At 49.5% G+C, this 24,197-nt stretch carries 21 protein-coding genes and 1 tRNA gene; 18 read left to right on the plus strand and 4 right to left on the minus strand.

The window, feature by feature from the left end; translation table 11 throughout:
* Positions 1-86: 86 nt before the first annotated feature.
* Complete coding sequence (locus NR121_RS18130) at positions 87-512, plus strand: hypothetical protein (RefSeq protein WP_137669895.1); 426 nt, start codon at positions 87-89, stop codon at positions 510-512.
* 87 nt (positions 513-599) lie between these two features.
* Here the strand turns inward: NR121_RS18130 and yfbR are convergent, their stop codons facing one another.
* Complete coding sequence (yfbR, locus tag NR121_RS18135) at positions 600-1,181, minus strand: 5'-deoxynucleotidase (RefSeq protein ID WP_256831642.1); 582 nt, start codon at positions 1,179-1,181, stop codon at positions 600-602.
* 281 nt (positions 1,182-1,462) lie between these two features.
* Between yfbR and NR121_RS18140 the strand changes: the two genes are divergently transcribed.
* The 4 genes from NR121_RS18140 to NR121_RS18155 all read left to right on the plus strand — a co-directional run bounded on the left by NR121_RS18140 (position 1,463) and on the right by NR121_RS18155 (position 7,191).
* Complete coding sequence (locus tag NR121_RS18140; protein WP_256831643.1) at positions 1,463-3,001, plus strand: fumarate hydratase; 1,539 nt, start codon at positions 1,463-1,465, stop codon at positions 2,999-3,001.
* A 306-nt stretch (positions 3,002-3,307) separates the two neighbouring features.
* Positions 3,308-5,104: a two-component system histidine kinase PnpS gene (gene pnpS, locus NR121_RS18145; RefSeq protein ID WP_062406981.1), complete on the plus strand. Its 1,797-nt coding sequence runs from the start codon at positions 3,308-3,310 to the stop codon at positions 5,102-5,104.
* Positions 5,105-5,206: 102 nt separating this feature from the next.
* Positions 5,207-5,926, plus strand: coding sequence for a response regulator transcription factor (locus tag NR121_RS18150; protein ID WP_054819147.1), 720 nt, complete (start codon positions 5,207-5,209; stop codon positions 5,924-5,926).
* A 182-nt stretch (positions 5,927-6,108) separates the two neighbouring features.
* Positions 6,109-7,191, plus strand: a complete 1,083-nt coding sequence (locus NR121_RS18155; RefSeq protein WP_062406983.1) for a Gfo/Idh/MocA family protein — start codon at positions 6,109-6,111, stop codon at positions 7,189-7,191.
* A 173-nt stretch (positions 7,192-7,364) separates the two neighbouring features.
* Here NR121_RS18155 and NR121_RS18160 read toward each other — a convergent pair whose 3' ends face one another.
* Entirely contained in the window at positions 7,365-9,209 is a 1,845-nt protein-coding gene (locus NR121_RS18160; protein WP_256831644.1) for a methyl-accepting chemotaxis protein, read from the minus strand.
* A gap of 253 nt (positions 9,210-9,462) precedes the next feature.
* Between NR121_RS18160 and NR121_RS18165 the strand changes: the two genes are divergently transcribed.
* From NR121_RS18165 to NR121_RS18190, 6 genes are all read left to right on the plus strand, one after another.
* Positions 9,463-10,458 carry a PstS family phosphate ABC transporter substrate-binding protein gene (locus tag NR121_RS18165; protein ID WP_062406986.1) on the plus strand — a complete coding sequence of 332 codons (996 nt, stop codon included), beginning with the start codon at positions 9,463-9,465 and terminating at the stop codon, positions 10,456-10,458.
* Between the two features lie 107 nt (positions 10,459-10,565).
* A complete protein-coding gene (gene pstC / locus NR121_RS18170; RefSeq protein ID WP_062406988.1) occupies positions 10,566-11,483 on the plus strand; it encodes a phosphate ABC transporter permease subunit PstC in 918 nt (305 codons plus the stop codon).
* Positions 11,483-12,352, plus strand: a complete 870-nt coding sequence (pstA, locus tag NR121_RS18175) for a phosphate ABC transporter permease PstA (RefSeq protein WP_062406990.1) — start codon at positions 11,483-11,485, stop codon at positions 12,350-12,352. Before pstC ends, pstA begins: the two co-directional genes overlap by 1 nt.
* 29 nt (positions 12,353-12,381) lie before the next feature.
* Positions 12,382-13,134: a phosphate ABC transporter ATP-binding protein PstB gene (pstB, locus tag NR121_RS18180; RefSeq protein WP_054819150.1), complete on the plus strand. Its 753-nt coding sequence runs from the start codon at positions 12,382-12,384 to the stop codon at positions 13,132-13,134.
* Positions 13,135-13,162: 28 nt separating this feature from the next.
* A complete protein-coding gene (gene phoU, locus NR121_RS18185) occupies positions 13,163-13,822 on the plus strand; it encodes a phosphate signaling complex protein PhoU (RefSeq protein ID WP_054819151.1) in 660 nt (219 codons plus the stop codon).
* A 167-nt stretch (positions 13,823-13,989) separates the two neighbouring features.
* A complete protein-coding gene (locus NR121_RS18190; protein ID WP_082660630.1) occupies positions 13,990-15,813 on the plus strand; it encodes a GGDEF domain-containing protein in 1,824 nt (607 codons plus the stop codon).
* On the opposite strand, the gene NR121_RS18195 is transcribed toward NR121_RS18190, so the two are convergent.
* A complete protein-coding gene (locus tag NR121_RS18195; protein WP_256831649.1) occupies positions 15,789-16,553 on the minus strand; it encodes an HAD family hydrolase in 765 nt (254 codons plus the stop codon). The genes NR121_RS18190 and NR121_RS18195 overlap by 25 nt on opposite strands.
* 198 nt (positions 16,554-16,751) lie before the next feature.
* Here NR121_RS18195 and polA point away from each other — a divergent pair, with 198 nt between their 5' ends.
* From polA to NR121_RS18220, 5 genes are all read left to right on the plus strand, one after another.
* The gene (polA, locus tag NR121_RS18200; RefSeq protein WP_062406996.1) at positions 16,752-19,451 is read left to right on the plus strand and encodes a DNA polymerase I; all 2,700 of its coding nucleotides are present in this window, start codon (positions 16,752-16,754) and stop codon (positions 19,449-19,451) included.
* Positions 19,452-19,472: 21 nt separating this feature from the next.
* Positions 19,473-20,333, plus strand: a complete 861-nt coding sequence (gene mutM, locus NR121_RS18205; RefSeq protein ID WP_137669899.1) for a DNA-formamidopyrimidine glycosylase — start codon at positions 19,473-19,475, stop codon at positions 20,331-20,333.
* 97 nt (positions 20,334-20,430) lie between these two features.
* Positions 20,431-21,111, plus strand: a complete 681-nt coding sequence (gene ytaF / locus NR121_RS18210; RefSeq protein ID WP_137669900.1) for a sporulation membrane protein YtaF — start codon at positions 20,431-20,433, stop codon at positions 21,109-21,111.
* Between the two features lie 28 nt (positions 21,112-21,139).
* Entirely contained in the window at positions 21,140-21,736 is a 597-nt protein-coding gene (gene coaE / locus NR121_RS18215) for a dephospho-CoA kinase (protein WP_062407002.1), read from the plus strand.
* Complete coding sequence (locus NR121_RS18220) at positions 21,733-22,308, plus strand: lytic transglycosylase domain-containing protein (RefSeq protein ID WP_062407004.1); 576 nt, start codon at positions 21,733-21,735, stop codon at positions 22,306-22,308. The genes coaE and NR121_RS18220 overlap by 4 nt, the downstream gene beginning before the upstream one ends.
* Positions 22,309-22,403: 95 nt before the next feature.
* On the opposite strand, the gene NR121_RS18225 is transcribed toward NR121_RS18220, so the two are convergent.
* A complete protein-coding gene (locus NR121_RS18225) occupies positions 22,404-22,628 on the minus strand; it encodes an alpha/beta-type small acid-soluble spore protein (protein WP_054819156.1) in 225 nt (74 codons plus the stop codon).
* A 97-nt stretch (positions 22,629-22,725) separates the two neighbouring features.
* Here NR121_RS18225 and nrdR point away from each other — a divergent pair, with 97 nt between their 5' ends.
* Together nrdR and NR121_RS18235 are read left to right on the plus strand one after the other, a co-directional pair.
* Positions 22,726-23,208, plus strand: a complete 483-nt coding sequence (gene nrdR, locus NR121_RS18230; protein WP_062407006.1) for a transcriptional regulator NrdR — start codon at positions 22,726-22,728, stop codon at positions 23,206-23,208.
* 275 nt (positions 23,209-23,483) lie between these two features.
* Positions 23,484-23,556 (plus strand) — tRNA-Ala (locus tag NR121_RS18235).
* Positions 23,557-24,197 lie beyond the last annotated feature (641 nt).

Below are 24,197 nucleotides of genomic sequence, written 5' to 3' on the forward strand. Positions count from 1 at the left end.
TGCCGGTTCATTTGCTTCAAGGCATCGCATTCCGTTATACTAGGAATAATCAAAAATAATGGAAAATTGGGGAGGCAACACGAATTATGCTGGATTTTATATTGTACTTGCATGTGTTAAGTGCGGTTATGATGGGGATTTACCTGCTGCTCCCGTTTCTGGCCCAGCGCGTTCAGGCTCTGGACTCCACAACGGCGCAGTACGGTTTTTTGCATGTGCTGTTCGCGATGAACCGCGCTGCGCAGTTTGCGCTGATCATTGCATTCTTAACCGGAGGCTATATGGTGAGTAAAGCTCCCTATTCCATACTGTGGATGGTGCTTTCAATCGTGTTGTTCCTGGCTATTGCGGCGCTTTCGGGGATCATGGGCAAAAGGATGAGGCTGGCCTTGGCCGAACAATCTGGCAGCACGATCCCCAAACAAATCGGCTCGATCAAGACGCTCAGCCTCATCAACGGTATTCTATTTTTCGTCGTTCTTACATTGATGAATTTTCCGTTTATGCGGTAAGTGCTGAACTTTAAAAGACCGGGTGATCATCATCCCGGTCTTTTTTCTGCACACATAAGGCGGGATTCCCCGGCCTTGGGCCTTGCATTACAGTTCATCCAGCGTTTTTTCCAAACTGGGGGCCATGTGCTGTAAAAAATATTGGATTTCCTGCATATTCATAGCGTCCATCGAAGCTTTGATTTGCTTCTTCGCCGTCGCGAACTCCCGGTTGCCTGCAGACAGCTCGGTGACGCATTTCAGATAGGCATCCAGAAGATCTGCGGCTTTGACGTATTTTTTCAACTCCGCGTCGGCTTCCGTCTTCATACCGATAAGCGGGTCATAGACGCTTCGAAGCGGCTCCGGCACCATGTCAAGCAGCCGCTCGGCGGCCAAATGCTCGATCTCGCGGAAGTTGGACAAAATCTTCGGATTGTGATGTTTTACCGGAGTCGGTATATCGCCTGTAAACACCTCGGTGGCATCGTGAAACAGGGCCATGCTGACCACACGGTCCGTCGGCACCTGCCGCTCAAATACCTCGTTTGCGATCGTGCACAAAACATGGGTCAATATCGCAACATGAAACGAGTGCTCGGCAACATTCTCCTTGACGATGTTTCTCATCAGACTCCAGCGTCCGATATACCGAAGCCGGTACATATAGGCAAAAAAGTGGCTGTCCATTCTATCATCATCCTAATAGAGAATAGCTTTCTATACGATTGGTCAAGCAGGCCGTTATGCTTCCGTTCCTGCACCGGAAATATGATCCTGAGAAGCTCTGCTATAGTAGGATTATACACGATTTGTCCGCTGATTGCTCGTCCGGATTCTCAGTACACCGGGGATGCGGCCTGATGAAAACGATATTTTGGTACCGGCGGTAATATGCTATTATTAAGAGAGTTGTGCAGTTTTATAATAGAAAGTTTCTTTTTACGAATCGAAAGGAGTTTTTCTACATCATGCAGCATTTTCAAGAGAGCATTTATAAACTGATCGTCGAAACGTCCACGAACCTTCCGGCCGACGTGCGCCAAGCGATTCAGAACGCCCGGGCCAAAGAAGACGCAGGCACGCGTTCTGCGCTATCCCTCTCCACCATCGCTGACAATATTCATATGGCGGAGTGCAACGTATCTCCGATCTGTCAAGACACGGGAATGCCGACATTCGTCGTACATACACCGGTCGGAGCTAACCAGATCGAGATGAAAAAACAAATTATAGCGGCGGTTGCCCAAGCTACCAAGGACAGCAAGCTGCGGACGAACTCGGTCGATTCCTTGACCGGGGCGAACAGCGGCGATAATGTCGGCCCGGGCACTCCGGTTATCCACTTTGAACAGTGGGAAAAGGACGTGATCGAAGTCAAGCTGATCCTTAAAGGCGGCGGCTGTGAAAATAAAAATATCCAATACAGTCTTCCGACTGAATTGGAAGGACTCGGCAAAGCCGGACGTGATTTGGACGGTATCCGCAAATGTATTATGCATGCCGTATATCAAGCGCAGGGGCAGGGCTGCAGCGCAGGCTTTATCGGAGTAGGCATCGGCGGTGACCGTACAACGGGTTACGAACTGGCCAAGCATCAGTTGTTCCGTGCTGTGGACGACGTGAATCCGAATGAAGAGCTGCGCAAGCTTGAGGAATATGTGATGGAAAACGCCAACAAACTCGGCATCGGTACGATGGGCTTCGGCGGTCAAGTCACATTGCTCGGCTGTAAGATCGGAGTCATGAACCGTTTGCCGGCCAGCTTCTTCGTATCGGTGGCCTACAACTGTTGGGCGTTCCGCAGACAGGGCGTGCTGATTGATCAAAGCACCGGCGAGATTACGGATTGGGTTTATCCTAAGGGCGAGGAGCTGCCGATGCAAAAGGACGAGCCGGCAGCCGCGGCGGCAGGCCAGCAGGAGCGCCGCGAAATCGTGCTGCAGACGCCGATTTCCGAAGAGCAAATTCGCCAGCTTCGCGTAGGGGATGTGGTCATCATCAACGGACCTATGCATACGGGACGGGATGCGCTGCACAAATATTTGATGGACCATGATTCTCCAATCGATCTGAACGGCGCTGTCATTTACCATTGCGGACCCGTCATGGCCAAAGATGAGAATGGCGAGTGGGTTGTGAAAGCGGCCGGACCGACTACAAGTATCCGCGAGGAGCCTTATCAAGGAGATATCATCAAAAAATTCGGTATTCGTGCTGTCATCGGTAAAGGCGGAATGGGTCCGAAAACGCTCAAGGCGCTTCAAGAGCACGGTGCCGTATATTTGAATGCCATTGGCGGCGCCGCCCAATATTATGCGCAATGCTTCAAAAAGGTGGAAGGCGTCGATTTCTTGGAGTTCGGTATACCGGAAGCGATGTGGCACCTGCAGACTGAGGGCTTTGCGGCCATCGTCACGATGGATTCCCACGGAAACAGCTTGCACGCTGATGTTGAGATGGATTCGCGCGATAAGCTGGCCCAGTTCAAAGAACCTGTATTCGCATAAAATCGTAAAGAACTTCTATACGGTTATAACCTATAAAGCCATGAGAGCCCCGGTATCTGTTATACTTGGGGCTCTTTATTATGACAGGAGAATGAAATAGGGCTGCGCCTCACTCATTCACAGGTTGGCCCCTTTCTTTACAAAAAAATAACTGGAGTTCCACTTCCGGAACAGGTACGATATAGAGTGATATGTCCTTTGGAAGAAATACACATGAATGAAATTTGCCCCATACAGGAAATTCTTTGTAAATGGGAGTTTTTTCTTGAAGCGTATGGCCTCGGCTGCGGGAGGATGACTTCATTGATGAACAAGTTCCGGACACGGTTAACCCTGATTTTTATTGCCTTGATCGGCTCTTCGGTGCTGATCGCGGGTATTTTTGTAGCTCAAATGATGGAGCGATCCCATATTAATACCCTTACTACTTATATGGAGCGGGAACTTCGCATCTTGCTGGTCACGATGAACTGGAACAGACAGGGTCCGGAATCCGAACAAATTCATTATTATTCGGATATGGCCGCTAAGCTTAAGAAATCGGCCGATGCGCGGGTTACCTTTATCCGTGCGGACGGCAAAGTGCTGGGCGATTCCGATAAAGATCCTTCTCAGATGGAGAATCATTTGAACAGGGAGGAAATTATCGATGCGGAATCGTCGGGAATAGGCTTTGTCACGCGTTACAGCAGCACATTGAACCGAAACATGATTTATGCCGCCGTTCCGGTCAAGGACCAGGGCCAAACGATCGGCTACCTGCGGTTAGCCATGAGTCTTGAAGAAGTGGAGAAATCGATCCGTAACGTTTGGCTTATGCTGATTGGCGGCCTTTTGACGGTGTTTGCCATCGCGGGCTTGCTCAGCTACCGTATCGCTTATGGCATTACCAGACCGATCGAGCTGATGACCAGTGTGGCACAGCAAATTACGGATATGAACTACAAGTATCGCGTACAGCTGAATAAAAAAGATGAAATCGGCAAGCTCGGCGATGCGATAAACCATATGGCGGATAGTTTGCAGCTGCAGATGAATCGCATTCTGGAAGATGAAAACCGGCTCAAAAACGTGCTGGAGAATTTGATTAGCGGCGTTGTCATGATCGATGGGGAAGGGAAGATTGTTCTGCTTAACCGGTCGGCTGAAGAATTTCTCGGTTTTTCCTCCAAAGAGCTGTTAGGGAAAAAGTTTGACGAAGCCAAGCAGCAGATCGAATTTACGCAGCTCATACAGGAATGTATCGATACCCGGGAAAATATTCGTGATGAAATGATCTTTTATTTTCCGGAAGAGCGCATACTGGAGATCAACCTGAATCCGATCTTTCAGTCGAATAACCAGTGGGCCGGGATGCTTATTGTTCTGCATGACATTACATCCGTGCGGAGACTGGAGAGAATGCGTTCCGAATTCGTGGCCAATGTATCGCATGAGCTGAAGACGCCGATCGCCTCAGTCAAGGGCTTTGCAGAAACGCTGCTCGCCGGAGCGCTCGATGACAAAGAGACAGCCAGGTCGTTTCTGAAAATCATCTTTGATGAAAGTGAACGGTTAAACCGGCTGATTGGAGATATTCTGGAGCTGTCCAAAATTGAGTCCAAACGGATACCGCTTCAGTTCTCTCCGGTCCATCTCGAATCGTTTGTTGAAAACTGCCTTCATGTGATGAAAACGGAGGCCGAGAAGAAATCGATCGAACTGAAGATGGAGGTGCCGGAAGACGTCTACATGGAAGCGGATGAGGATCGGCTGCGTCAAATTCTGATCAACCTGCTCTCCAACGGCATCAACTACACGCCTGAAGGAGGCAAGGTGAAGGTGAAGGTAGAACAGCTGGCCAGCGGTTCGGAGGCTGGAGAGGTGGACACGGTCCGGTTTACGATTTCGGATACGGGGATTGGCATCCCGAAGAAGGACCTGCCGCGGATATTCGAGCGCTTTTACCGCGTGGACAAGGCCAGGTCGAGAAGCTCAGGCGGCACGGGACTCGGGCTGTCGATCGTGAAGCATTTGGTTGAGCTGCACAAAGGCACGATCCGTGTGGAGAGCGAGGTCTTCGTCGGCACCAAGTTTATCGTTGAGCTGCCGTTAATCCAGTAACACCGGGAGCTTTACAAAATCTTAACAAAAGCTTCTTAACAATTTGTCAACAATTCATGCTATGATTAGTATGAAATATAGAATGGGGTTGGGGGTTTTCCCATGTCACATAAAATATTAGTCATAGAGGATGAGCCTACGTTAGCCAGATTGCTTTCTTATAACTTGACGCAAGAAGGCTATGATACCAAAGTCATCGATCATGGCAGCGACGGTTTGCAGGCCGCCCTGCATCAGCCGTTTGATTTAATTATTCTGGACATCATGCTTCCGGGCATGAACGGCTTTGAAATTTTGTCGAGATTGCGGCAAAAAGGAATTAAAACGCCCGTTATCATTCTGACTGCGCGCAACGCCGAAGAGGAGATTGTACAAGGGCTTAAATACGGCGCTGACGATTATATTACAAAGCCTTTCGGAGTAGCGGAGCTTCTTGCTCGCGTATCGGCGGTACTTCGCCGCACCTTGTCGGACGATGCGTTTGCGGACAAGTCCGGAAATGATGATAAAGTCATTACTGTAGGGGAGCTGAAGATTTATCCGGAGAAATACGAAGTGATCCTCCATGGCGAATCCATTCCGCTTAGACCCAAGGAATTTGAGGTGCTGCTTCATCTTGTGCAGCGTCCCGGTGTTGTAGTTACACGGGATGACCTGATGAATATTGTATGGGGCTTTGATTATATCGGAGGACAGCGGACTGTAGATGTACATGTCAGTTCGCTGAGGAAGAAATTGGAAATGAACCAGCAATCCGTCCAAATCGAATCGATTCGCGGTGTAGGTTACAAGCTTGTTCATGCGGCAGCTAAAAAAGGATAAAACCTGGAATAAAGGAGACTGGCATCGGGCCGGTCTTCTTTTTTTGCCTAAAATGGAAAAGACAAAATCGTATAAAAGTAGCGCCAGATATGAAATATCTTTTTGAGATCAATTTGTCTATACTATACTTCAGAGTTAATCAGAAGAACATTACGATTTGTGGAATCAGGGAGGTTGTTACAATGTCTAAAGTCTATAGAATCGGAATTATCGGTTGTGGCGGAATTGCAACCGGCAAGCATATGCCCGCTTTGAAAAATCAGCCCAATGCGGAAATGGTGGCCTTCTGCGATATTGTGGAAGAAAGAGCGCAAGACGCGGCTAAGAAGTTTGGGACGGAAGACGCCAAAGTATATACGGACTATCGTGAGCTGCTTGCGGATCGTTCCATTGATATCGTACATGTGTGTACGCCTAATGATTCTCATGCGGATATTTCCATCGCGTCCCTGGAGGCCGGCAAGCATGTCATGTGCGAGAAGCCGATGGCCAAAACCGCTGCCGACGCCAGACGCATGGTTGAAGCTGCAAAGCGCACGGGCAAAAAACTGACGATCGGTTATCAGAACCGCTTCCGTCCGGACAGCCAATATCTAAAACGCGTTTGCTCCGACGGTGAACTCGGGGACATTTATTTCGCGAAGGCGCATGCGATCCGCCGCCGCGCCGTTCCGACCTGGGGCGTGTTCTTGGATGAAGAAAAGCAAGGCGGGGGGCCGCTTATCGATATTGGTACTCACGCGCTGGATTTGACGCTGTGGATGATGGACAATTACAAGCCGAAGGTTGTGCTTGGAACGGCATTCCACAAGCTCTCCAAAAAAGAAAACGCAGCGAATGCATGGGGACCGTGGGATCCGAAAAAATTTACGGTAGAGGATTCGGCCTTCGGTATGATTATAATGGAAAATGGAGCAACGATCATGCTGGAATCCAGCTGGGCGATCAATATGCTGCAGACCGGAGAGGCCAAAACGACGCTGTGCGGCACGGAAGGCGGGGCCGATATGCTCGACGGGCTTCGGATTAACGGCGAGAAGCACAGCCGGCTCTACATGAATGAGATCCAATTGGATGCCAAAGGCGTAGATTTCTATGACGGCCAGACGGAAAGCCCGGCCGATTTGGAAGCGCGTTTGTGGCTGGAGGCCATTGAGAAAGATATCGATCCTGTCGTAACGCCAGAGCAGGCGTGCGTCGTATCCGAAATTCTCGAGGCCATTTACGAGTCCTCCAAGACCGGTAAAGCCGTATATTTCAACTAATGTCCAAAAACACCCTGTTCGATTTTTGTATCGAGCAGGGTGTTTTGCGTTGCAACCACGACCATACCATTGAAGAAACGCCGGGAATGGGATGTCCGTTAAGCCAAAATCACCCCAAGGGTGGTCGCGTCTCTCCACAGGCGCGACAGATGGATTTTCAGCCCAACAGACCGTTAGACCGACACTCTGTTTTCTCGTATGCTGTGTCCCTCGGACGCTTCTGGTGCAATGATCATCTCTTCGGGGTTTGGTTTCTCGATTACGCTTTGATCGAGTATCTCCGTCCCGTCGGAAATTTTGAATCGGTTGATTTCATCGAATAACTGCTGAGCGAGTGATAATATATCGTCGGATTGTGAAGCGATCCGGTGAATGGCCGAATCCTGATGCTGCGATGCCGAATTCACTTCCTCGACGCCGGCGGCCGTTTCCTGAGCGATGGCGGCAATGTGCTGCACGGAAGAGGCAAGCTTGCTGTTTTTGTCTTCTGCTGCGGAAACAAGGGTATGTATCTGTTCAATATGGTCTGAAAGCTCATCCATAGATAGTCGGATGTCCATAAACGCGTCCATGCTTTCGTTAATTTTGCCGGTCTGGTTCTCGAAAGAAAGCTTCATCTCGTTTAACGAAGCTTCCATCTCGCTTATTTGCGCCTGCAGCGTTTGCACGATCCGGGTGATTGTTTTGGAGGATTCGTTGGTTTGAGCCGAAAGCTGCCGCACTTCATCCGCGATCACGGAAAACCCTTTGCCGTGCACACCCGCTCTGGCCGCTTCAATGGCCGCATTCAGCGCCAGTACATTGGTTTGGGCGGATATTTCGGTAATGCTTCCGACGATTTTACCGATTCGGGCGGAGCTGCGGGATAAGGTTTCCATCGTCAGATAAACCTGATGCAGTACTTTTTCGGATTGCTCTGCGGCTGATTTCAACCCTTCCATCACTTGGGATCCCGTATGGGTATTGGATGAGGCTTCTTTACTCTTGCGCTGCATCATAACGGTATATTCGGTTATTTGACGTATTTCCCTGGTGGTTTCGGTAATAATATAGGCACTGTTTTCCGAGAAACGGGCTTGTTCCTCGCTTCCTGACGATATTTCCTGAATAGCCCGGACGATGTCCTTGTTAGCGGCCGCGGTTTCTCTGGAGAACTCGTGAAAGGAACGCGAATGTCTGGATAGGGATGAAGCAACGGTTTGAGTATTCGACAGCATTTCTTTGATTCGGTCAATCATCTCATCGAAGCTTTGACTGAGCCTGCCAAGCTCGTCGGAGGAGGATCTGTTAATTTTATGGCGGAGATCCCCTTCGGCAACCTGCATTACGGCATGCTGCAAACGCTGAATCGGCTTCATAAATGATCGGATGAGCAAAAATACGGTTATGCTGCTGATGATGGTAACAAGCAAGGTTGTGATAACGGCAAACCGGGCAGAATCATTCAATTGACGATGGGTACTGCTCACAGCCGTCAAGGCGTATTGATTGTAAGCTTCATTGAAGAGATCAACATGTTCAAATATGTAATCTTTAAACAGCTCTGATTCATTATGCGCGGATTTCAACTGTAGGTCCATCTCTTGAGGCTGGAGCGATGAGTTCATCACAATCTGCTGCGCCTTATCGAAAGTGCCTGCAAATTCTTTGGAGGTGTTCGTCAGCTTGGCGCTCCAATTGCGTTCATCCGCGTTGGATGCGGTAAGAGCCATCCTTTCCACCGACCGCAAAAATTCCTCTTTTTCCTTATTATATGTATCAATCAGCTCGGGTTTTTTGGTCAACACATAAGCCGCATAGATGGAAGCCAGCGAATTAGCCTGTTGCTTTAACTGCAGAGCCAACTTTTGTTTATCCGTCTGCTCGTTCTGATATTGGAGATGCTGCTTGATGCTGTCTACTTGCCATAGATTAAAGACCGAAACTCCGGCAAAGAGAAGCGTAATAAAAGAAAATGTCATAATCAGCTTTGTTTTCATAGATAACCGCACATCTCTGATGCTTTTTAGTCTCTTCATAGTACCCTCCATATATCGGTTGTCTTGTGTATATACTACGAATGTACTATGGAATAATTAAATCCAGGTTCGTACAATGTAAATCTTTTGTAAAACCTGACGAAAAAACGCTGATTTCAAAGGATGGTATCACCGTCCATTTCATAGATTTCGATATTTTTTACATTCCGTTAACAAATCTTTGAACTGACGAAAACAAAAGGGGCGTAACATGGTCATTGTGAACGACAAACAAAAATTATGAGGAGTGGTCATGTTGTTTAAAGGTTTTGCACGTAAAGGTACACTCGCATTATCTTCTATCGTTTTGGCATTATCTCTGGCCGCATGCGGAACACAAACGGAAAGCCAGCCGAACCAAGGCGCGGCGCCATCTGACGGTAAAACAGCTCCTGCTCCGGAAGGCCTGAAAGGCGAAATCAAAATCGACGGCTCTTCCACAGTGTTCCCTATCTCTCAAGCCGTAGCTGAAGAATTTATGAAAAAGCATAAAGACGTAAAAATTACGGTAGGTGAATCCGGATCCAGCAACGGAGTCAAGAAGCTGCTTGCCGGGGAAATTCATATCGCGGACATGTCCAAAAAATTCAAGCCTGAAGAATTGGAAGAATTGAAGGCAAAACAAAACACGGAAGCTGTTGAAATGCCGATTGCTCTTGACGGTGTCACGGTTGTGGTTAATAAGAAAAATACCTTTGCCAAAGAAATGACAGTGGAAGAATTGAAGAAAATCTGGTCCAAAGACAGCCAGGTAAAAAAATGGAGCGATGTTCGTCCTGAGTGGCCGGATAAAGAAATCAAGCTGTATGGTCCCGGTACGGCATCCGGTACGTTTGAGTTCTTCACGGAAGCGATCAATGGTAAAGCGAAAGAGTCCCGTTCGGATTATACGCCTTCCGAAGACGACAATGTATTGGTTAAAGGCGTACAAGGCGACGAATTTGCAATGGGTTATTTCGGTTTCTCTTACTACAAAGCGAATGAAGCTACTTTGAATGCTGTAGCTATTAAGAAAGACGCTAACTCTCCTGCGGTAGCACCTACCAAGGAGACCATCGAAAATATGACTTATGCTCCATTGTCCCGTTATCTTTATGTGTACCCGACGAAGAAAGCCATCGCCGAGCCTCACATTAAAGAATTCCTGAAATACTATAACAGCGAAGAAGGCGCTAAAATGGTTGAAGCAGTTGATTACATCAGGCTTCCTCAAGATGTTATCAATAAAAACCTGGAAGCACTGAAGTAAACCATCAAGCAGAATGATTTTGGTTTAAAAACCGCGGCACCTAAGCGATCATATGCGCAGGAAGCCGCGGGTTTGCCAAAATCATTGCTTTACACGGGGGTTAAGCTATGGAAATGAAAACACCGAGAGTGAATTACAAAAAGAAAAAAAGTATGATTTCGTCGGACGTGCTAATACCCAAAATATTAGCTTTTTTTGCTGTTATCTCCATTCTTACAACAGTAGGTATCGTCTTGATTCTCGTATTCGAGTCGCTCGGTTTCTTTAGAGAAGTCCCATTTTGGCAGTTTATTACCGGGACGGAATGGACGCCCCTTTTCTCCGATCCGAAATTTGGAGTACTGCCGCTTGTGACAGGAACCCTGCTTGTCACCTTGATTGCAAGCATCGTGGCGATTCCGATCGGACTGGGGAGCGCGATTTATTTAAGCGAGTATGCGCCGTCGAAAGTACGGAATATCGTAAAGCCGATTCTGGAAATATTGGCCGGTATTCCTACGATCGTTTACGGTTTTTTCGCATTAAATTTTGTAACTCCGGTATTACAATTCATTATCCCGCAAACGGAAATCTTTAATGCGCTCAGCGCGGGCATTGTCGTGGGGATCATGATCATTCCCATCATTTGCTCCCTCAGTGAGGATGCTATGATGGCCGTTCCTAATTCGCTCCGCAACGGCGCTTACGCGCTGGGGTCTACAAAGTTGGAGGTTGCCCTTAAAATCGTAGTGCCTGCTGCCTTGTCGGGGATTATCGCTTCCTTCGTGCTCGGCCTGTCCCGTGCCGTAGGGGAAACGATGATTGTCACCCTGGCCGCGGGAAATTTGGCCCAAATGGCTTATAATCCTTTGCAAAGCATTCAAACCCTTACTGCTTATATCGTTTCTGTCAGCTCGGGAGATACAAGTTACGGTTCTGTAGAATACATGACCATTTATGCCGTAGGGATTACCTTATTTGTTATGACACTAGCGATGAATATTCTGGCGAGAACGATTTCCAAAAGGTTCAGGGAGGAATACTGATGGCAACGAAAGAAAGCATGCAGCATGTCGCTCAAAGGAACAGAAAAAATAAGTTCTTTCATCAGTTGTTTTTTGTCTCCACCTGCTTTGGGATTTTAGCGCTCGCTTTATTGTTAATACAAGTGATTGTTCAAGGGGCGGGGTGGCTGGATTGGCAGTTTTTGACGAGTTATGCATCCCGAATCCCGGAAAATGCCGGGATCAAGGCCGCCTTGGTCGGCACATTCTGGTTGATGATGATCACCGCGCCGCTGACATTCATTATCGGTGTCGCGACCGCAATTTATTTGGAGGAGTACGCCAAGGATACGCGCTTCAGCCGTCTGGTTCAAACGAATATCGCTAACCTGGCGGGCGTCCCTTCGATCGTTTACGGATTGCTTGGATTAACCGTGTTCGTTCGGATGCTCCAGCTGGAGCGCAGCTTATTGTCCGGGGCGCTGACGATGACGCTGCTGGTGCTGCCCATTATCATCGTCGCATCCCAGGAAGCGATCAGAACGGTACCTCAATCGCTTCGCAATGCCTCGTTCGCTATGGGGGCCAACCGTTGGCAGACGATTGTACGGGTTGTATTGCCCTCCGCACTTCCGGGGATATTGACCGGATCCATTCTTTCGATGTCCAGGGCGATTGGAGAAACGGCGCCCCTCATCGTCGTCGGAGCCGTTGCTTACATCGCTTTTTTGCCTAAATCGCCTTTTGACAGCTTTACGGTAATGCCGATTCAAATTTACAACTGGGCAAGCCAACCGCAAGCGGAGTTTCAAAATGTGGCTGCGGCCGGCATTATTGTCCTGCTGATCATGCTGCTTAGCATGAATGCATTCGCCATTTATTTACGCAATAAATATCAGAAGAAGTTATAAACCAACGGGCCACAGGAGGAAAGCATGATATGTCCATTGTAAGCATCAATAAATTGAATCTGTATTACTCCGAGTTTCATGCTCTGAAGAATGTCGATATGGAAATACAAGAAAATTCCATCACCGCCTTTATCGGCCCGTCCGGCTGCGGGAAATCCACGCTGCTCCGTACATTAAATCGCATGAATGATATGATCAAAGGCATACGTATAGAAGGAAACGTAATTATCGACGGCCAGAACATCTATGATCCGGACGTCAACGTAGAGCTGCTGCGCAAAAATATAGGCATGGTGTTTCAGCAGCCTAATCCTTTTCCCAAATCGATCTACGAAAATATTGCTTACGGTCCTCGCATTCACGGCATCAAGGACAAGGAGCAGCTCGACCACATCGTCGAAAGCAGCTTGAAGGCGGCCGCGTTATGGACCGAAGTCAACGGTAATCTGAAAAAGTCCGCCTACGGCTTGTCGGGGGGACAGCAGCAGCGTCTATGCATCGCCCGGGCGCTGGCGGTAAATCCCAGGATTCTGCTCATGGACGAACCGACGTCCGCGCTGGATCCGATCTCTACTTTGAAAATTGAGGAGCTGATCCGTGAGCTGCGCGATAAATATACGATTGTTATCGTGACTCATAACATGCAGCAAGCGGCGAGAATCTCGGATTATACGTCCTTTTTCCTGAATGGTGAAGTCATCGAATCCGACCAGACGGAAAAAATCTTCACGACGCCGACGGACCAAAGAACAGAAGATTATATTACCGGCCGTTTCGGTTAATCGATCATTCTATAAAGGAGCTGCTTTTATGGATACAAGATCCAATTTTCACCAGGCAGTAGAAGAGTTGCAAGAGGATTTGCTCAAAATGGGCGGGCTGGTTGAAAACCACATCTCCCTGGCGGTAGAGGCTCTGGGAGCAAGGGATGAACAGCTGGGAAGAAGAATCATCGAGCAGGACGACCGGATCGACGAACTGATGCTTCGGATCGAGGAAAATTGCCTGCGTCTGATTGCGCTGCAGCAGCCGATGGCGAGCGACCTGCGGATTATCGGTATGGCGCTCAAAATTTCGACGGACCTTGAACGAATTGGAGATCATGCGGTAGATATCGCGAAAATTGCGATCCGCATGTCGGGAGATGCGCTTGTGAAGCCGCTTGAAATCATCCCCAATATGGCACTGCTGGCGAAGGATATGCTTCATGAAAGCCTGCTGGCTTACACTGAACGGGACATTCACCGTGCCGCCGCACTAGCGGAAAAGGATGATCAGGTCGATAAGCTCTACAGCTCCGTAGTTGATGAAATCATAGGGATGATGAATAACGACCCCGGCCGCAACCGCCAGCTGTCTCAGTTGATGATGGCTGCTCTCTACCTGGAGCGTGTAGCGGATCATACGACGAACATCGGAGAAGGCGTTATCTATATGGTGACTGGGAAACGTAAAGACTTGAATATTTAGCGAAATACAGCCGGATTTCCGCGGATGCGGAATCCGGTTATTTTTGTTCAATGGCGTCGTGGCCGCGCATCCATCTGTACTAAATTTTAACATTCCGATAGCCCGAATTTAACATGGGGTTGAAATTCCTATGCTATCTTAGGAATAAAGAAACCGGATAAGTAGGGATGCCCATGCCAATCGACGCCATGCCCGGATTTGATAATGAAAATCGGGAAAACCTGCGTACAGAGCTGCTGCATATTATACGGAACCAAACCATCAAGTCCGTTTATCAGCCTATCGTTTCGTTAAGCGAGGGAATCGTCATGGGATATGAGGCGCTGACCCGGGGACCGGAGCACTCTTCGCTCCATTCGCCGATTTCCTTATTTGCTGCAGCCAAAGCGGAGGGCTTGTTATATCCTTTGGATAGGCTGGCGAGAGCCAAGGCGATTGAGGGAGCTTTCACAAAGACGAAAGAGCAGCTCCTGTTTCTCAATGTATCGGCAGAAATTTTGAATGATCCGGATTTTGTGCCCGGAAGAACACTGGAGCTTTTGGAAAAGCGGGGGCTATCTCCCGGCCAAGTGGTTTTTGAGATTACAGAACGGAGCTCCATTGAAGATTTTGAATCGGCCAAACAAATTCTCGGCCACTACCGGCAGCAGGGCTACCGTATTGCGATCGACGATGCCGGAGCAGGCTATTCTTCGCTTCAAGCGATCGCAGAGCTGCAGCCTGATTTTATTAAAATGGATCGATCTCTCGTACATAACCTTCACTTTAATAAAACGAAAGAGTACATTCTTGAGACGATGCTCACTTTTGCGCAGAAGCTGGGCATTTACTTGATTGCTGAAGGAATAGAAACGCGCGAGGAACTGATGAAGCTTACCCGCATGGGGGTACATTACGGGCAGGGCTACCTGCTGGGGCATCCCGGGCCGGAGGAGGCTGTTTTGCCCCCGGAGCTGACTGATCATATTATGATGCATCGTAAAATTGTCGAGGCAAGCAGTGTCTGGACCATCGGAGACATTTGTGTGCCGTGTCAAACTTTTGATTACAGGGATCCCATTTCGATCGTTGCGAATTATTTTAAGAACCATACGGATGCGGCGGGTGCCGTGATCGTTAACGGGCAAACGCCGGTCGGCTTGATCATGCGCGACAGGCTGTTTCAACAGTTGGCGGGTCAATACGGCTATTCTTTGTTTTGGAACCGGCCGATCGATCAGCTGATGGACGCTCAACCGCTCATCGTAGATGAGCAAGCCCCGGTAGAACAAGTATCCCAATATACGACCTCTCGCGATCTCCAGACTTTTTATGATTTGGTCATCATTACATCCGGGGGCCGGGTAAAGGGGACGGCCTCCATACGTTCCATTCTGGAATGCATCACTACCGCAAAGATGGAAAGGGCGAAAGTGGCTAACCCGCTCACCGGTCTGCCCGGGAATATGCAAATTCACCGGGAGATCAACAAGCGGCTTCTCGACCACAAGAAGTTCTCCGTCATTTACGGGGATATTGATTATTTTAAATGGTTTAACGACCGGTACGGATTTCACCGAGGGGACCAGCTTATCCAGTTTACTGCCGATTGCATTCAACAGGTGATTGGCCTGCTCGGCCATCCTTATGATTTTGTAGGTCATATCGGGGGCGATGATTTTATCGCCATCACCGGGAGCGAGGACCCTGAAAAGCTTTGCGAAGAGATGCTTCGGCGTTTTGATCTGGGGGTCAAAGCATTCTATGACTATGATGACTGGACTTATGTCGAGGACCGGCATGGCAGACGTCTGGAGAGCGAAGGGGTTACTCTGTCGCTATCTCTTGTGATCTGCCATACGGGTGCGGGTGTAAGCCTGGAGCAAATTTCCCGTACGGCAGCCATGGTGAAGAAGCGTTCGAAGGCACACCGCGGCAGCGTTGTTGTTTGCGATTGCGTCGGTATGCCGTTCACAAAGAACCGTGCTCAGGAAAATAATTCGGACAATTGATCCAACCGCTTGATCAAATACACTTTACGCTTCCCCAGCCGCTGCTGGGTTATTTTTTTGGCATCGGGACCTGCTGCGGAGCCGGATGTGCTCAGCCATACGGCGTCCAGACCCGCTTTCACCGCGCCGCACACATCGTGTCTCCAGGAATTGCCTACCATCACGGCTTGTTTGGGGGAGAACTGCATCGTCTTTAGAGCTTTTTTGAATAGATAAGGAGCCGGTTTCTTGTCGGCCGGCTTTAGCGCAGTAAACACATGCTCGGGAGGAAAGAACGTACCGATATCGAACCGTTTCAGCATCAGCAGCACCTCGGAACGCGGGCTATTGCTGATAATGGCAAGCCGGTAGTTTCGAGACAGACGCTCGAGCACCTCCCGAGTATGCGGAGGCATGGTTTTGGCTTCAACCTGAAGCCGCCTGATTTCCTGAATGAACCCGCGCTTCATAGCACCGGATACTGGTATGTCCATCGCTTCCATGGCTTCTTGCAAGCACTGCTGCTGAAGCTCGTCAAGCTGCTGGAAGGTAATCCTGGACTTTTTTCGTTGCTGCCACCTGGTGATGTACTGGGTCCATACTTGCTCTGCACTTGGTTTTTCATCCCGGGACCATCTGCCGATGAAATTTTCCCATACACGCCGAAACCCATCCTCGAAGCTTAAATTTTGCTGCACCAGCGTTTGGTTTACATCGAAAAAAATAACGCGTTTGCCAATAAGTCGTACCGTTTCGTTCATAGACGGTTCCTCCGATCTCCCTTTCACGCTTTGAACGTGCCATTCGTGCAGACGGGTAGGGATCAAAGTTAGTACATTTTATGCGGCAAGGAAGGAACACACACCCTTTTTTCGGGAAGGAAGGTAAGGTTTTTTTCTATGGCCGTCCTATGCTATCATGTAAGAAGCAGATAGTTTCACGAAAATGGGGTGTAGTCTTTGTCCAAATTGATTTTGATCGATGGCAACAGCATTGCGTATCGCGCATTTTTTGCGCTGCCGCTGCTCAGCAATTCCAAGGGATTGCATACGAATGCGGTCTACGGCTTTACGACGATGCTGTTGAAGCTGATAGAAGAACAAAAACCGACGCATTTTCTCGTGGCATTCGATGCCGGGAAAACGACGTTTCGACATAAAGACTACGCAGAATACAAAGGAGGAAGGGAAAAGACGCCTCCTGAGCTTTCCGAACAGTTCCCTGTGCTGAAGGAACTGCTGGAATCGTTTGGCATTCGCCAATTTCAAATGGACGGCTATGAAGCCGACGATATCATCGGCACACTGACGCGTACCGCAGACGAGCAGGACGGTATGGAAGTCCTGGTAGTGACCGGGGACAAAGACATGCTGCAGCTTGCTTCCGACAAAGTGAAGATCGCGCTGACGCGCAAAGGGATCAGCGAGGTGGAGCTGTACGATCCTGCCCATATCGAAGAAAAATACGGGCTGAAGCCTGCTCAAATCATTGATCTTAAAGGTCTCATGGGCGATGCCAGCGATAATATTCCCGGCATTCCGGGTGTGGGCGAGAAGACGGCTCTGAAGCTGCTGCACGAATACGGCTCGGTCGAGAAGGTGCTTGAGAACGCGGCGGGCATCAAGGGGAAGCTGGGCGAGAAGGTCGCCGCTCACGCGGAGGATGCGCGGATGAGCAAGGAGCTGGCGACGATTTTCCGCGAGGTTCCGGTGGAGATTCCTTGGGACGATCTGGCATACGGCGGGTATGACGGACAAGTTTTGGGCGACATGTTCCGCAAGCTGGAATTTAAATCGCTGCTGGAGCGGTTGAATCTGCCCGGCGGAGGAAACCAAGCCGCTTCTGCGGACGCTGAAGCCGAGGCCAAGGCCGAGGCCAGGATTCAGTCGGTTCAGGTGACGCCGGACAGGCTGGGAGAGCTGGTCGAAGCGCTGCCCGGCGTTCGGGCGCTGCATGTCGAGGTCATAGGGGATAATCCGCATACGGGGGAAGTGCTCGGCTTGTCCTTTTATACCGAGTCGGACTCCGGGACGGATCCGATCGGCTATTATTTGCCGTTTGAGCTCCTTAAACAGGAGGCTGAAGAGGCTGAGCGTGTGCGCGCATGGCTGGCAGACGAGAAAAAGTCCGTCGCCGTCTACGATCTGCACCGCGCGCTGGTGGCTCTCTTTTGGCAGGGGCTGGAGCTGCGGGGGGTCAGCTTTGATGTGCTGCTTGCCGGTTATTTGCTCGATCCGACGGAATCTGCGCTGACTTTACACGGACTCACCGCCCGGTATGGCTTGACTGCCATCCCCGCCGATGAGGACGTTTTCGGCAAAGGCGCCAAATTCAAGCTTCCGGAGGCGGATGTTCTGTTAAGCTTGATGAGCCGTAAGGCATTGGCGGTAATGGAGCTGGCCAGGGCATTGCAAGCCGAGCTGGAGGCCAGCGGGATGAATGAGCTGTTTCACGAGCTGGAGCTTCCTTTGGCGCTGGTGCTTGCCTCGATGGAACGCAAAGGGATTAAAGTGGATGTGGAGGAGCTCCAAGCTTACGGTGCCGAGCTGGGCAAACAGCTTGAGAAGATCATGCAGTCCATTTATGACGAGGCGGGGATGGAGTTTAACATTAATTCTCCAAAACAGCTTGGAGAAATCTTATTTGAGAAGCTTCAGCTGCCGGTGATCAAGAAAACGAAAACGGGCTATTCCACCGACGCTGAAGTGCTCGAAAAGCTCGAGCCTTATCATCCGTTGGTCGGACATATACTCCATTACCGGACGCTGTCCAAGCTCCAGTCCACCTATGTGGAGGGCTTGCTGAAAGAGGTGCGTCCGGATACCGGGAAAGTGCACACTTATTATAAACAGACGATTGCGGCGACAGGCCGTCTAAGCAGTCAATATCCGAATCTGCAAAATATTCCGATCCGCCTGGAGGAAGGGCGTAAAATCCGCAAGGTGTTCAAGCCCTCGGAGCCCGGCTGGCGTATTCTGACCGCTGACTATTCGCAGATCGAGCTGCGTGTGCTCGCCCATATTTCCCAGGACGAGAAGCTGATCGAAGCGTTCCGGCAGAACATGGACATTCATACGAAAACAGCGATGGATGTATTCGGCGTACCGGAGGATAGTGTCGATTCGAACATGCGCCGTCAGGCGAAGGCCGTGAACTTCGGCATCGTTTACGGCATCAGCGATTATGGTTTGTCACAAAATTTAAATATCACCCGCAAGGATGCGGCGAAGTTTATCGAGCAATATTTTGCCGTCTTCCAGGGGGTTCGCCGATATATGGACGATATTGTCAAGAAAGCCCGCGAGGATGGTTTCGTTACGACCCTTCTTCACCGCCGCCGGTATTTGCCGGAAATCAAGGCCTCCAATTTCAATCTCCGTTCGTTTGCCGAGCGGACCGCGATGAATACGCCGATCCAGGGCACCGCGGCGGATATCATTAAGCTGGCTATGGTGCAGCTGGACAAGCGGATGAAAGAAGAGGGAGTACGGAGCAGACTGCTGCTTCAGGTGCATGACGAATTGGTGCTCGAGGTGCCTGAGGATGAGCTGGAGGTCATGAAAAAGACGGTTGCCGAAGTGATGGAAAACGCAATTGAGCTCGACGTGCCGCTGAAGGTGGATGTAGATGACGGGGCTAACTGGTACGAGGCGAAGTAATCTGCAAGGAGGGAAGACAGCATGCCGGAGCTGCCAGAGGTAGAAACGGTCCGAAGGACGCTGAATCAACTGGTGATCGGCAAGACGGTGGAACGGGTTTCGGTTAAGCTGCCGCGAATCATTCAGTATCCGGAGGACATTGAGAGATTTCAACTGCTGCTCAGAGGGGAAACCATTCAGTCCGTCGAACGCAGAGGCAAGTTTTTGCGGTTTATGTTCGACCATTATACGCTGGTCTCGCATCTTCGCATGGAAGGCAGGTACGGTGTGTATCGCAGCGGGGAGCCAGAGGAACGGCATACCCATGTCGTGTTTTATTTTACAGACGGTACCGAGCTGAGATATAAGGATGTGCGCCAGTTCGGGACAATGCATCTTTACCCGAAGGATCAGGATTTGCAGGAAGCCCCGCTGAAGAAGCTGGGGCTGGAGCCTTTGGACGAAGCATTTACATTCGAGGCTTTCCGGGACCGGATCGGGTCGCGTCCGACCAAAATCAAGCCGCTGCTGTTGAATCAGGAATATATTGTAGGGATCGGGAATATCTATGTAGACGAATCGTTGTTTCTGGCTGGCATTCATCCCGAAAGGGAGGCCAGAAGCTTAAGCCGGCATGAGCTGGCCAAGCTGTATGAGGCGGTTGTGAGGACCTTGAAGGAGGCAGTGGCTGCAGGCGGCTCTACCATCAAGTCCTATGTGAACGGCCAGGGCGAAATCGGTATGTTTCAGCATCAGTTCAAAATGTACGGCCGAAAAGACGAACCTTGTTTCCATTGCGGGCATAAAATCGAAAAAATGGTTATAGGGGGACGAGGGACCCATTATTGCCCCAAGTGCCAGCCTCTAAAACGCAGGAGAAGCAAAGGGGCTTTAAAACGCTAAAGTACGCGGACCATGGGAAGAATGCCTGACATGCACCCTCCGCCCAGACCTTCCATATAGTAAGAAGTAAAGTCGATCTGGTTAGGGAGGGAAGGGCATGCTGCCTGTCGTCTCATTGATGCTTCTGGCGTTTGCCGTTAGTCTGGACGGTTTCGGAGTCGGCGTGATGTACGGGCTTCGTAAAATCCGCATTCCGCCTATGTCCATTGCTATTATTTCATTTTGTTCCGGCTTTATTATTTACATGTCCATGCAGGTCGGCGTGCTGATGAGTCAATTGATTGACCCGGCGGTCGCCAGATACGTCGGAGCTTTTATTCTGATGGGCATTGGCGTATGGGCGATATATCAGATGTTTTCAGATAAAAAGGAGGAAGAGGGAAAAACGGAGGCGGCAAAAACGCCCGGGGAAATGGAGTCCGGGACTGCAGGGGCCAAAGCCATATGGTATATCGAACTGAAAAGGCTGGGGCTCGTCATTCAAATCCTGCGCACCCCGTCCATTGCCGATGTGGACCGGTCAGGGATCATTTCGGCTTACGAAGCCGTACTGCTGGGCGCCGCATTGTCGCTGGATGCGTTCGGCGCGGGCATCGGGGCGGCACTGCTCGGATTCACGCCGTGGCTTACCGCTGCCGTTATTGCACTGGCCAGCGGGACGTTTCTCGGGCTTGGCCTGCAGATCGGCTTCCGGTATGCTGAGCTGAAATGGATTCGCAAGCTTTCCGTTTTACCCGGATTTCTTCTGATCTTCATGGGCATTATGAAATTGTTGTGATCATTATTTTGATTTAGGGGGAAACCCATTGAACATCGGATTAACCGGGGGCATTGCCTGCGGCAAAAGCACTGTCGCTTCCATGCTTGTCCGCCGCGGCGCGCTGTTGATCGATGCGGACCGCATTGCCAGGGAAGTGGTAGAGCCAGGCACCCCCGCCCTTACTCAAGTTATCGAAAGATTCGGAGCCGATCTGCTGCTGGAGGACGGTTCCCTGGACCGGAAAAAACTCGGGGAGCGCGTCTTCGGGAATACGGCTGCGCTCAAGGATCTCGAAGCTTTGCTTCATCCGCCGATTCGGGCGGCTATGCGCGAGCGGATGGAGGCATACGAGACACAGCATCCGGACAAGCTGGTCGTCGTAGATGTGCCGCTTTTGTACGAATCCCATCTGCAGGCGATGTACAGCGAGGTGATGGTCGTCTATGTGCCACGGCACGTCCAAATGGAACGTCTGATGAAGCGGGACGGGTTAACCGAGGAACAGGCGAACAAACGGCTGGATGCGCAAATGCCGATCGAGAAGAAAAAAGAACTGGCCGATATCGTTATCGATAATTCGGGCACGATAGAAGAAACAGAACAGCAGATTGAACAATTTTGGTCGGAGAGGGGACTGTCATGAGCTTTTTGCGCAAAAAGCGAGTCTTCGCCCTGCTTCTGTTGACTTTTTTGCTATTTTTGTTTCTGGGCACGAGTGTATTGGGACGTATGTTGTATCCGATCCATTATGAAGAGGAAATTCGCCAAAGCGCAGAGAAGTATCAGCTTGACCCTTTGCTCATCGCTGCCGTTATCCGGGTAGAAACCAACTATAAGCCTGACGCGACTTCCAGTAAAGGTGCGCACGGTCTTATGCAATTGATGCCGGATACATCGGAATGGATTATAGAGAAGGCTCCTTTTCCGGGTGAATTCAAAAACCGCTTGGATGATCCGGCCGTCAGCATTGAACTCGGTTCATGGTATTTGAACTGGATGTTTAAGCAGTTTAACGGCAATACGTTTGCCGTCCTTGCCGGCTACAACGCAGGACACGGTATAGTGAGCCGTTGGCTGCTGGAGGGAAGATGGGATGGAACGCTCGACAATACGGATCAGATTCCTTATGGCGAGACCAAGCGTTATGTGCAGCGTGTCACGTATTATTATGACAAGTATTACAAAACCTATGCGGAGGATTGGGGAATCCGTTAATATTTTGGCTTATAGCAATAAAGAAGCGCCGGACAAGCTCTCCTTATGGGGAGTTTGTCCGGTCTGCTTCTTCTCGTATGCTTCAAAACGTGTTATTATTTGAATTGACCAGCGATTTGCTGCTCGGCGATTTGCACCAGGCGGCGCGTAATGTGACCACCGATCGCACCAGTATCACGAGTAGCCATATTACCGTAATAGCCATCTTGAGGAATGGCAATACCCAGTTCCTGAGCTACTTCGTATTTCAATTGATCCAGAGCGGCATTTGCTTGTGGTACTACCAATACATTGCTGCTGCGGGATTGACCTGCACCCATGTCTGTTCACCTCCTTGTCGTTGGTAAACCTATTATGTGCGTTTACACGAATCTCATGTCAGGGAGCTGTTGGGAATTATGGAAAGGAGAAAGGCCGATGAAATGCCCATATTGTGATTATCCCGGCACCAAAGTGTTGGACTCGCGTTCCGCAAACGAGAATAAATCGATAAGACGCCGCCGGGAGTGCGAGAAGTGCCAGAAGCGGTTCACTACGTTTGAAATGGTGGAAGAAACGCCGTTGATCGTCATTAAAAAAGACGGCAGCCGTGAGGAATTCAGCCGGGAGAAAATGCTCCGCGGGCTTATCCGCGCTTGTGAGAAACGACCGGTATCCGTAGAAAGATTGGAAATGATCGTCTCCGAGGTCGAAAGGCAGATCCGCAATACCGCCCAGGCGGAAGTAGACAGCCGCGAAATCGGCGAGATCGTCATGTCCGAATTGTATCCCGTTGATGAAGTAGCCTACATTCGTTTTGCCTCCGTTTACAGACAATTTAAAGACATTAATATGTTTATGAAGGAGCTGAATGAATTGCTCTCCAAGCACCATGTTGGCGGAAACGGCAGCGTAAATTAATTTTAATAAAAATGTTGACAAGCCCCATCCCGATGTGCTATCTTTAATTTTGTCGCCGCTGGAGAACAAAATGATAACAATATCTGGGGGCCTCAGCGCAGCCGGGAAAACGATGTTGTCTGGTACATTATCTTCTCATAAAAAACGACAGATTATCATCGCAATGGTTTCGTAATTTATGGGGTCACGGCTCAGTTGGGAGTTCGGGCCGAGCGAAGACGCCGCTCAAAAGTGGAACAACTTCATTCTTGATATTTCCTTAACCGAAAATTCCTGGGGAATTAGCTCAGCTGGGAGAGCGCATCGCTGGCAGCGATGAGGTCAGGGGTTCGAACCCCCTATTCTCCATACACCTTAAATTCAAACGGCAGAGATGCCGTTTTTTATTTTGATTTGTTTTGTACCGACACATGTAGAATGCGTAGTATCAACATATCGTGTTGATAAATGACGGGACACCTAAACCATATACTTTAGTGGAGTGAATATGGTTAGGGGTTCGACCCTCCACTATAAAAGCTCGACCTCATATGGTCGGGCTTTTGATTTGCTCGAAAATGTACAATCCATTTAACTTTTTATCGCTATTTGTAGTCATCATTAGGGACATTAATCCTATTTTCTAGTTCCTTCTTATGTTCAGCAAAACATTGTAGTTAGCGTTAAATAGGGCTAAAAGAATTAGTACTTTTTGCAGGAAAAACAATGAAAACGTCGAAATTTTGGAATGTTTGATTAATTTCCATTAGGAGGAACAAGATGGAACTCATTGAAATATCAAGACCTGCTCGTCCTCAAAATGGCGAGATCCTTTTTGGCACTCCGATCCCTCCTATTGATAAATTACGAATTATGGATCGGCTACACTAAGTTGGACAGAAAAAATAAGGGATTGTAGAATAAACCTATCATCCTAAGGAGCGGATCTCTACAGTGCCAAAACACCAACGACGTACCTTTACCTCAGAATTTAAAAAACAAATGGTGGA

The sequence above is a fragment of the Paenibacillus sp. Pae15 genome (genome assembly GCF_024519685.1).
Taxonomy (GTDB): domain Bacteria; phylum Bacillota; class Bacilli; order Paenibacillales; family NBRC-103111; genus Paenibacillus_G; species Paenibacillus_G naphthalenovorans.

Excerpts from the sequence above, each read along its gene's own strand:
- NR121_RS18130 (WP_137669895.1), top strand. The coding sequence starts at position 87 with ATGCTGGATTTTATATTGTACTTGCATGTGTTAAGTGCGGTTATGATG.
- yfbR (WP_256831642.1), bottom strand. The coding sequence starts at position 1,181 with ATGGACAGCCACTTTTTTGCCTATATGTACCGGCTTCGGTATATCGGA.
- NR121_RS18140 (WP_256831643.1), top strand. The coding sequence starts at position 1,463 with ATGCAGCATTTTCAAGAGAGCATTTATAAACTGATCGTCGAAACGTCC.
- pnpS (WP_062406981.1), top strand. The coding sequence starts at position 3,308 with ATGAACAAGTTCCGGACACGGTTAACCCTGATTTTTATTGCCTTGATC.
- NR121_RS18150 (WP_054819147.1), top strand. The coding sequence starts at position 5,207 with ATGTCACATAAAATATTAGTCATAGAGGATGAGCCTACGTTAGCCAGA.
- NR121_RS18155 (WP_062406983.1), top strand. The coding sequence starts at position 6,109 with ATGTCTAAAGTCTATAGAATCGGAATTATCGGTTGTGGCGGAATTGCA.
- NR121_RS18160 (WP_256831644.1), bottom strand. The coding sequence starts at position 9,209 with ATGAAGAGACTAAAAAGCATCAGAGATGTGCGGTTATCTATGAAAACA.
- NR121_RS18165 (WP_062406986.1), top strand. The coding sequence starts at position 9,463 with ATGTTGTTTAAAGGTTTTGCACGTAAAGGTACACTCGCATTATCTTCT.
- pstC (WP_062406988.1), top strand. The coding sequence starts at position 10,566 with ATGGAAATGAAAACACCGAGAGTGAATTACAAAAAGAAAAAAAGTATG.
- pstA (WP_062406990.1), top strand. The coding sequence starts at position 11,483 with ATGGCAACGAAAGAAAGCATGCAGCATGTCGCTCAAAGGAACAGAAAA.
- pstB (WP_054819150.1), top strand. The coding sequence starts at position 12,382 with ATGTCCATTGTAAGCATCAATAAATTGAATCTGTATTACTCCGAGTTT.
- phoU (WP_054819151.1), top strand. The coding sequence starts at position 13,163 with ATGGATACAAGATCCAATTTTCACCAGGCAGTAGAAGAGTTGCAAGAG.
- NR121_RS18190 (WP_082660630.1), top strand. The coding sequence starts at position 13,990 with ATGCCCATGCCAATCGACGCCATGCCCGGATTTGATAATGAAAATCGG.
- NR121_RS18195 (WP_256831649.1), bottom strand. The coding sequence starts at position 16,553 with ATGAACGAAACGGTACGACTTATTGGCAAACGCGTTATTTTTTTCGAT.
- mutM (WP_137669899.1), top strand. The coding sequence starts at position 19,473 with ATGCCGGAGCTGCCAGAGGTAGAAACGGTCCGAAGGACGCTGAATCAA.
- ytaF (WP_137669900.1), top strand. The coding sequence starts at position 20,431 with ATGCTGCCTGTCGTCTCATTGATGCTTCTGGCGTTTGCCGTTAGTCTG.
- NR121_RS18220 (WP_062407004.1), top strand. The coding sequence starts at position 21,733 with ATGAGCTTTTTGCGCAAAAAGCGAGTCTTCGCCCTGCTTCTGTTGACT.
- NR121_RS18225 (WP_054819156.1), bottom strand. The coding sequence starts at position 22,628 with ATGGGTGCAGGTCAATCCCGCAGCAGCAATGTATTGGTAGTACCACAA.
- nrdR (WP_062407006.1), top strand. The coding sequence starts at position 22,726 with ATGAAATGCCCATATTGTGATTATCCCGGCACCAAAGTGTTGGACTCG.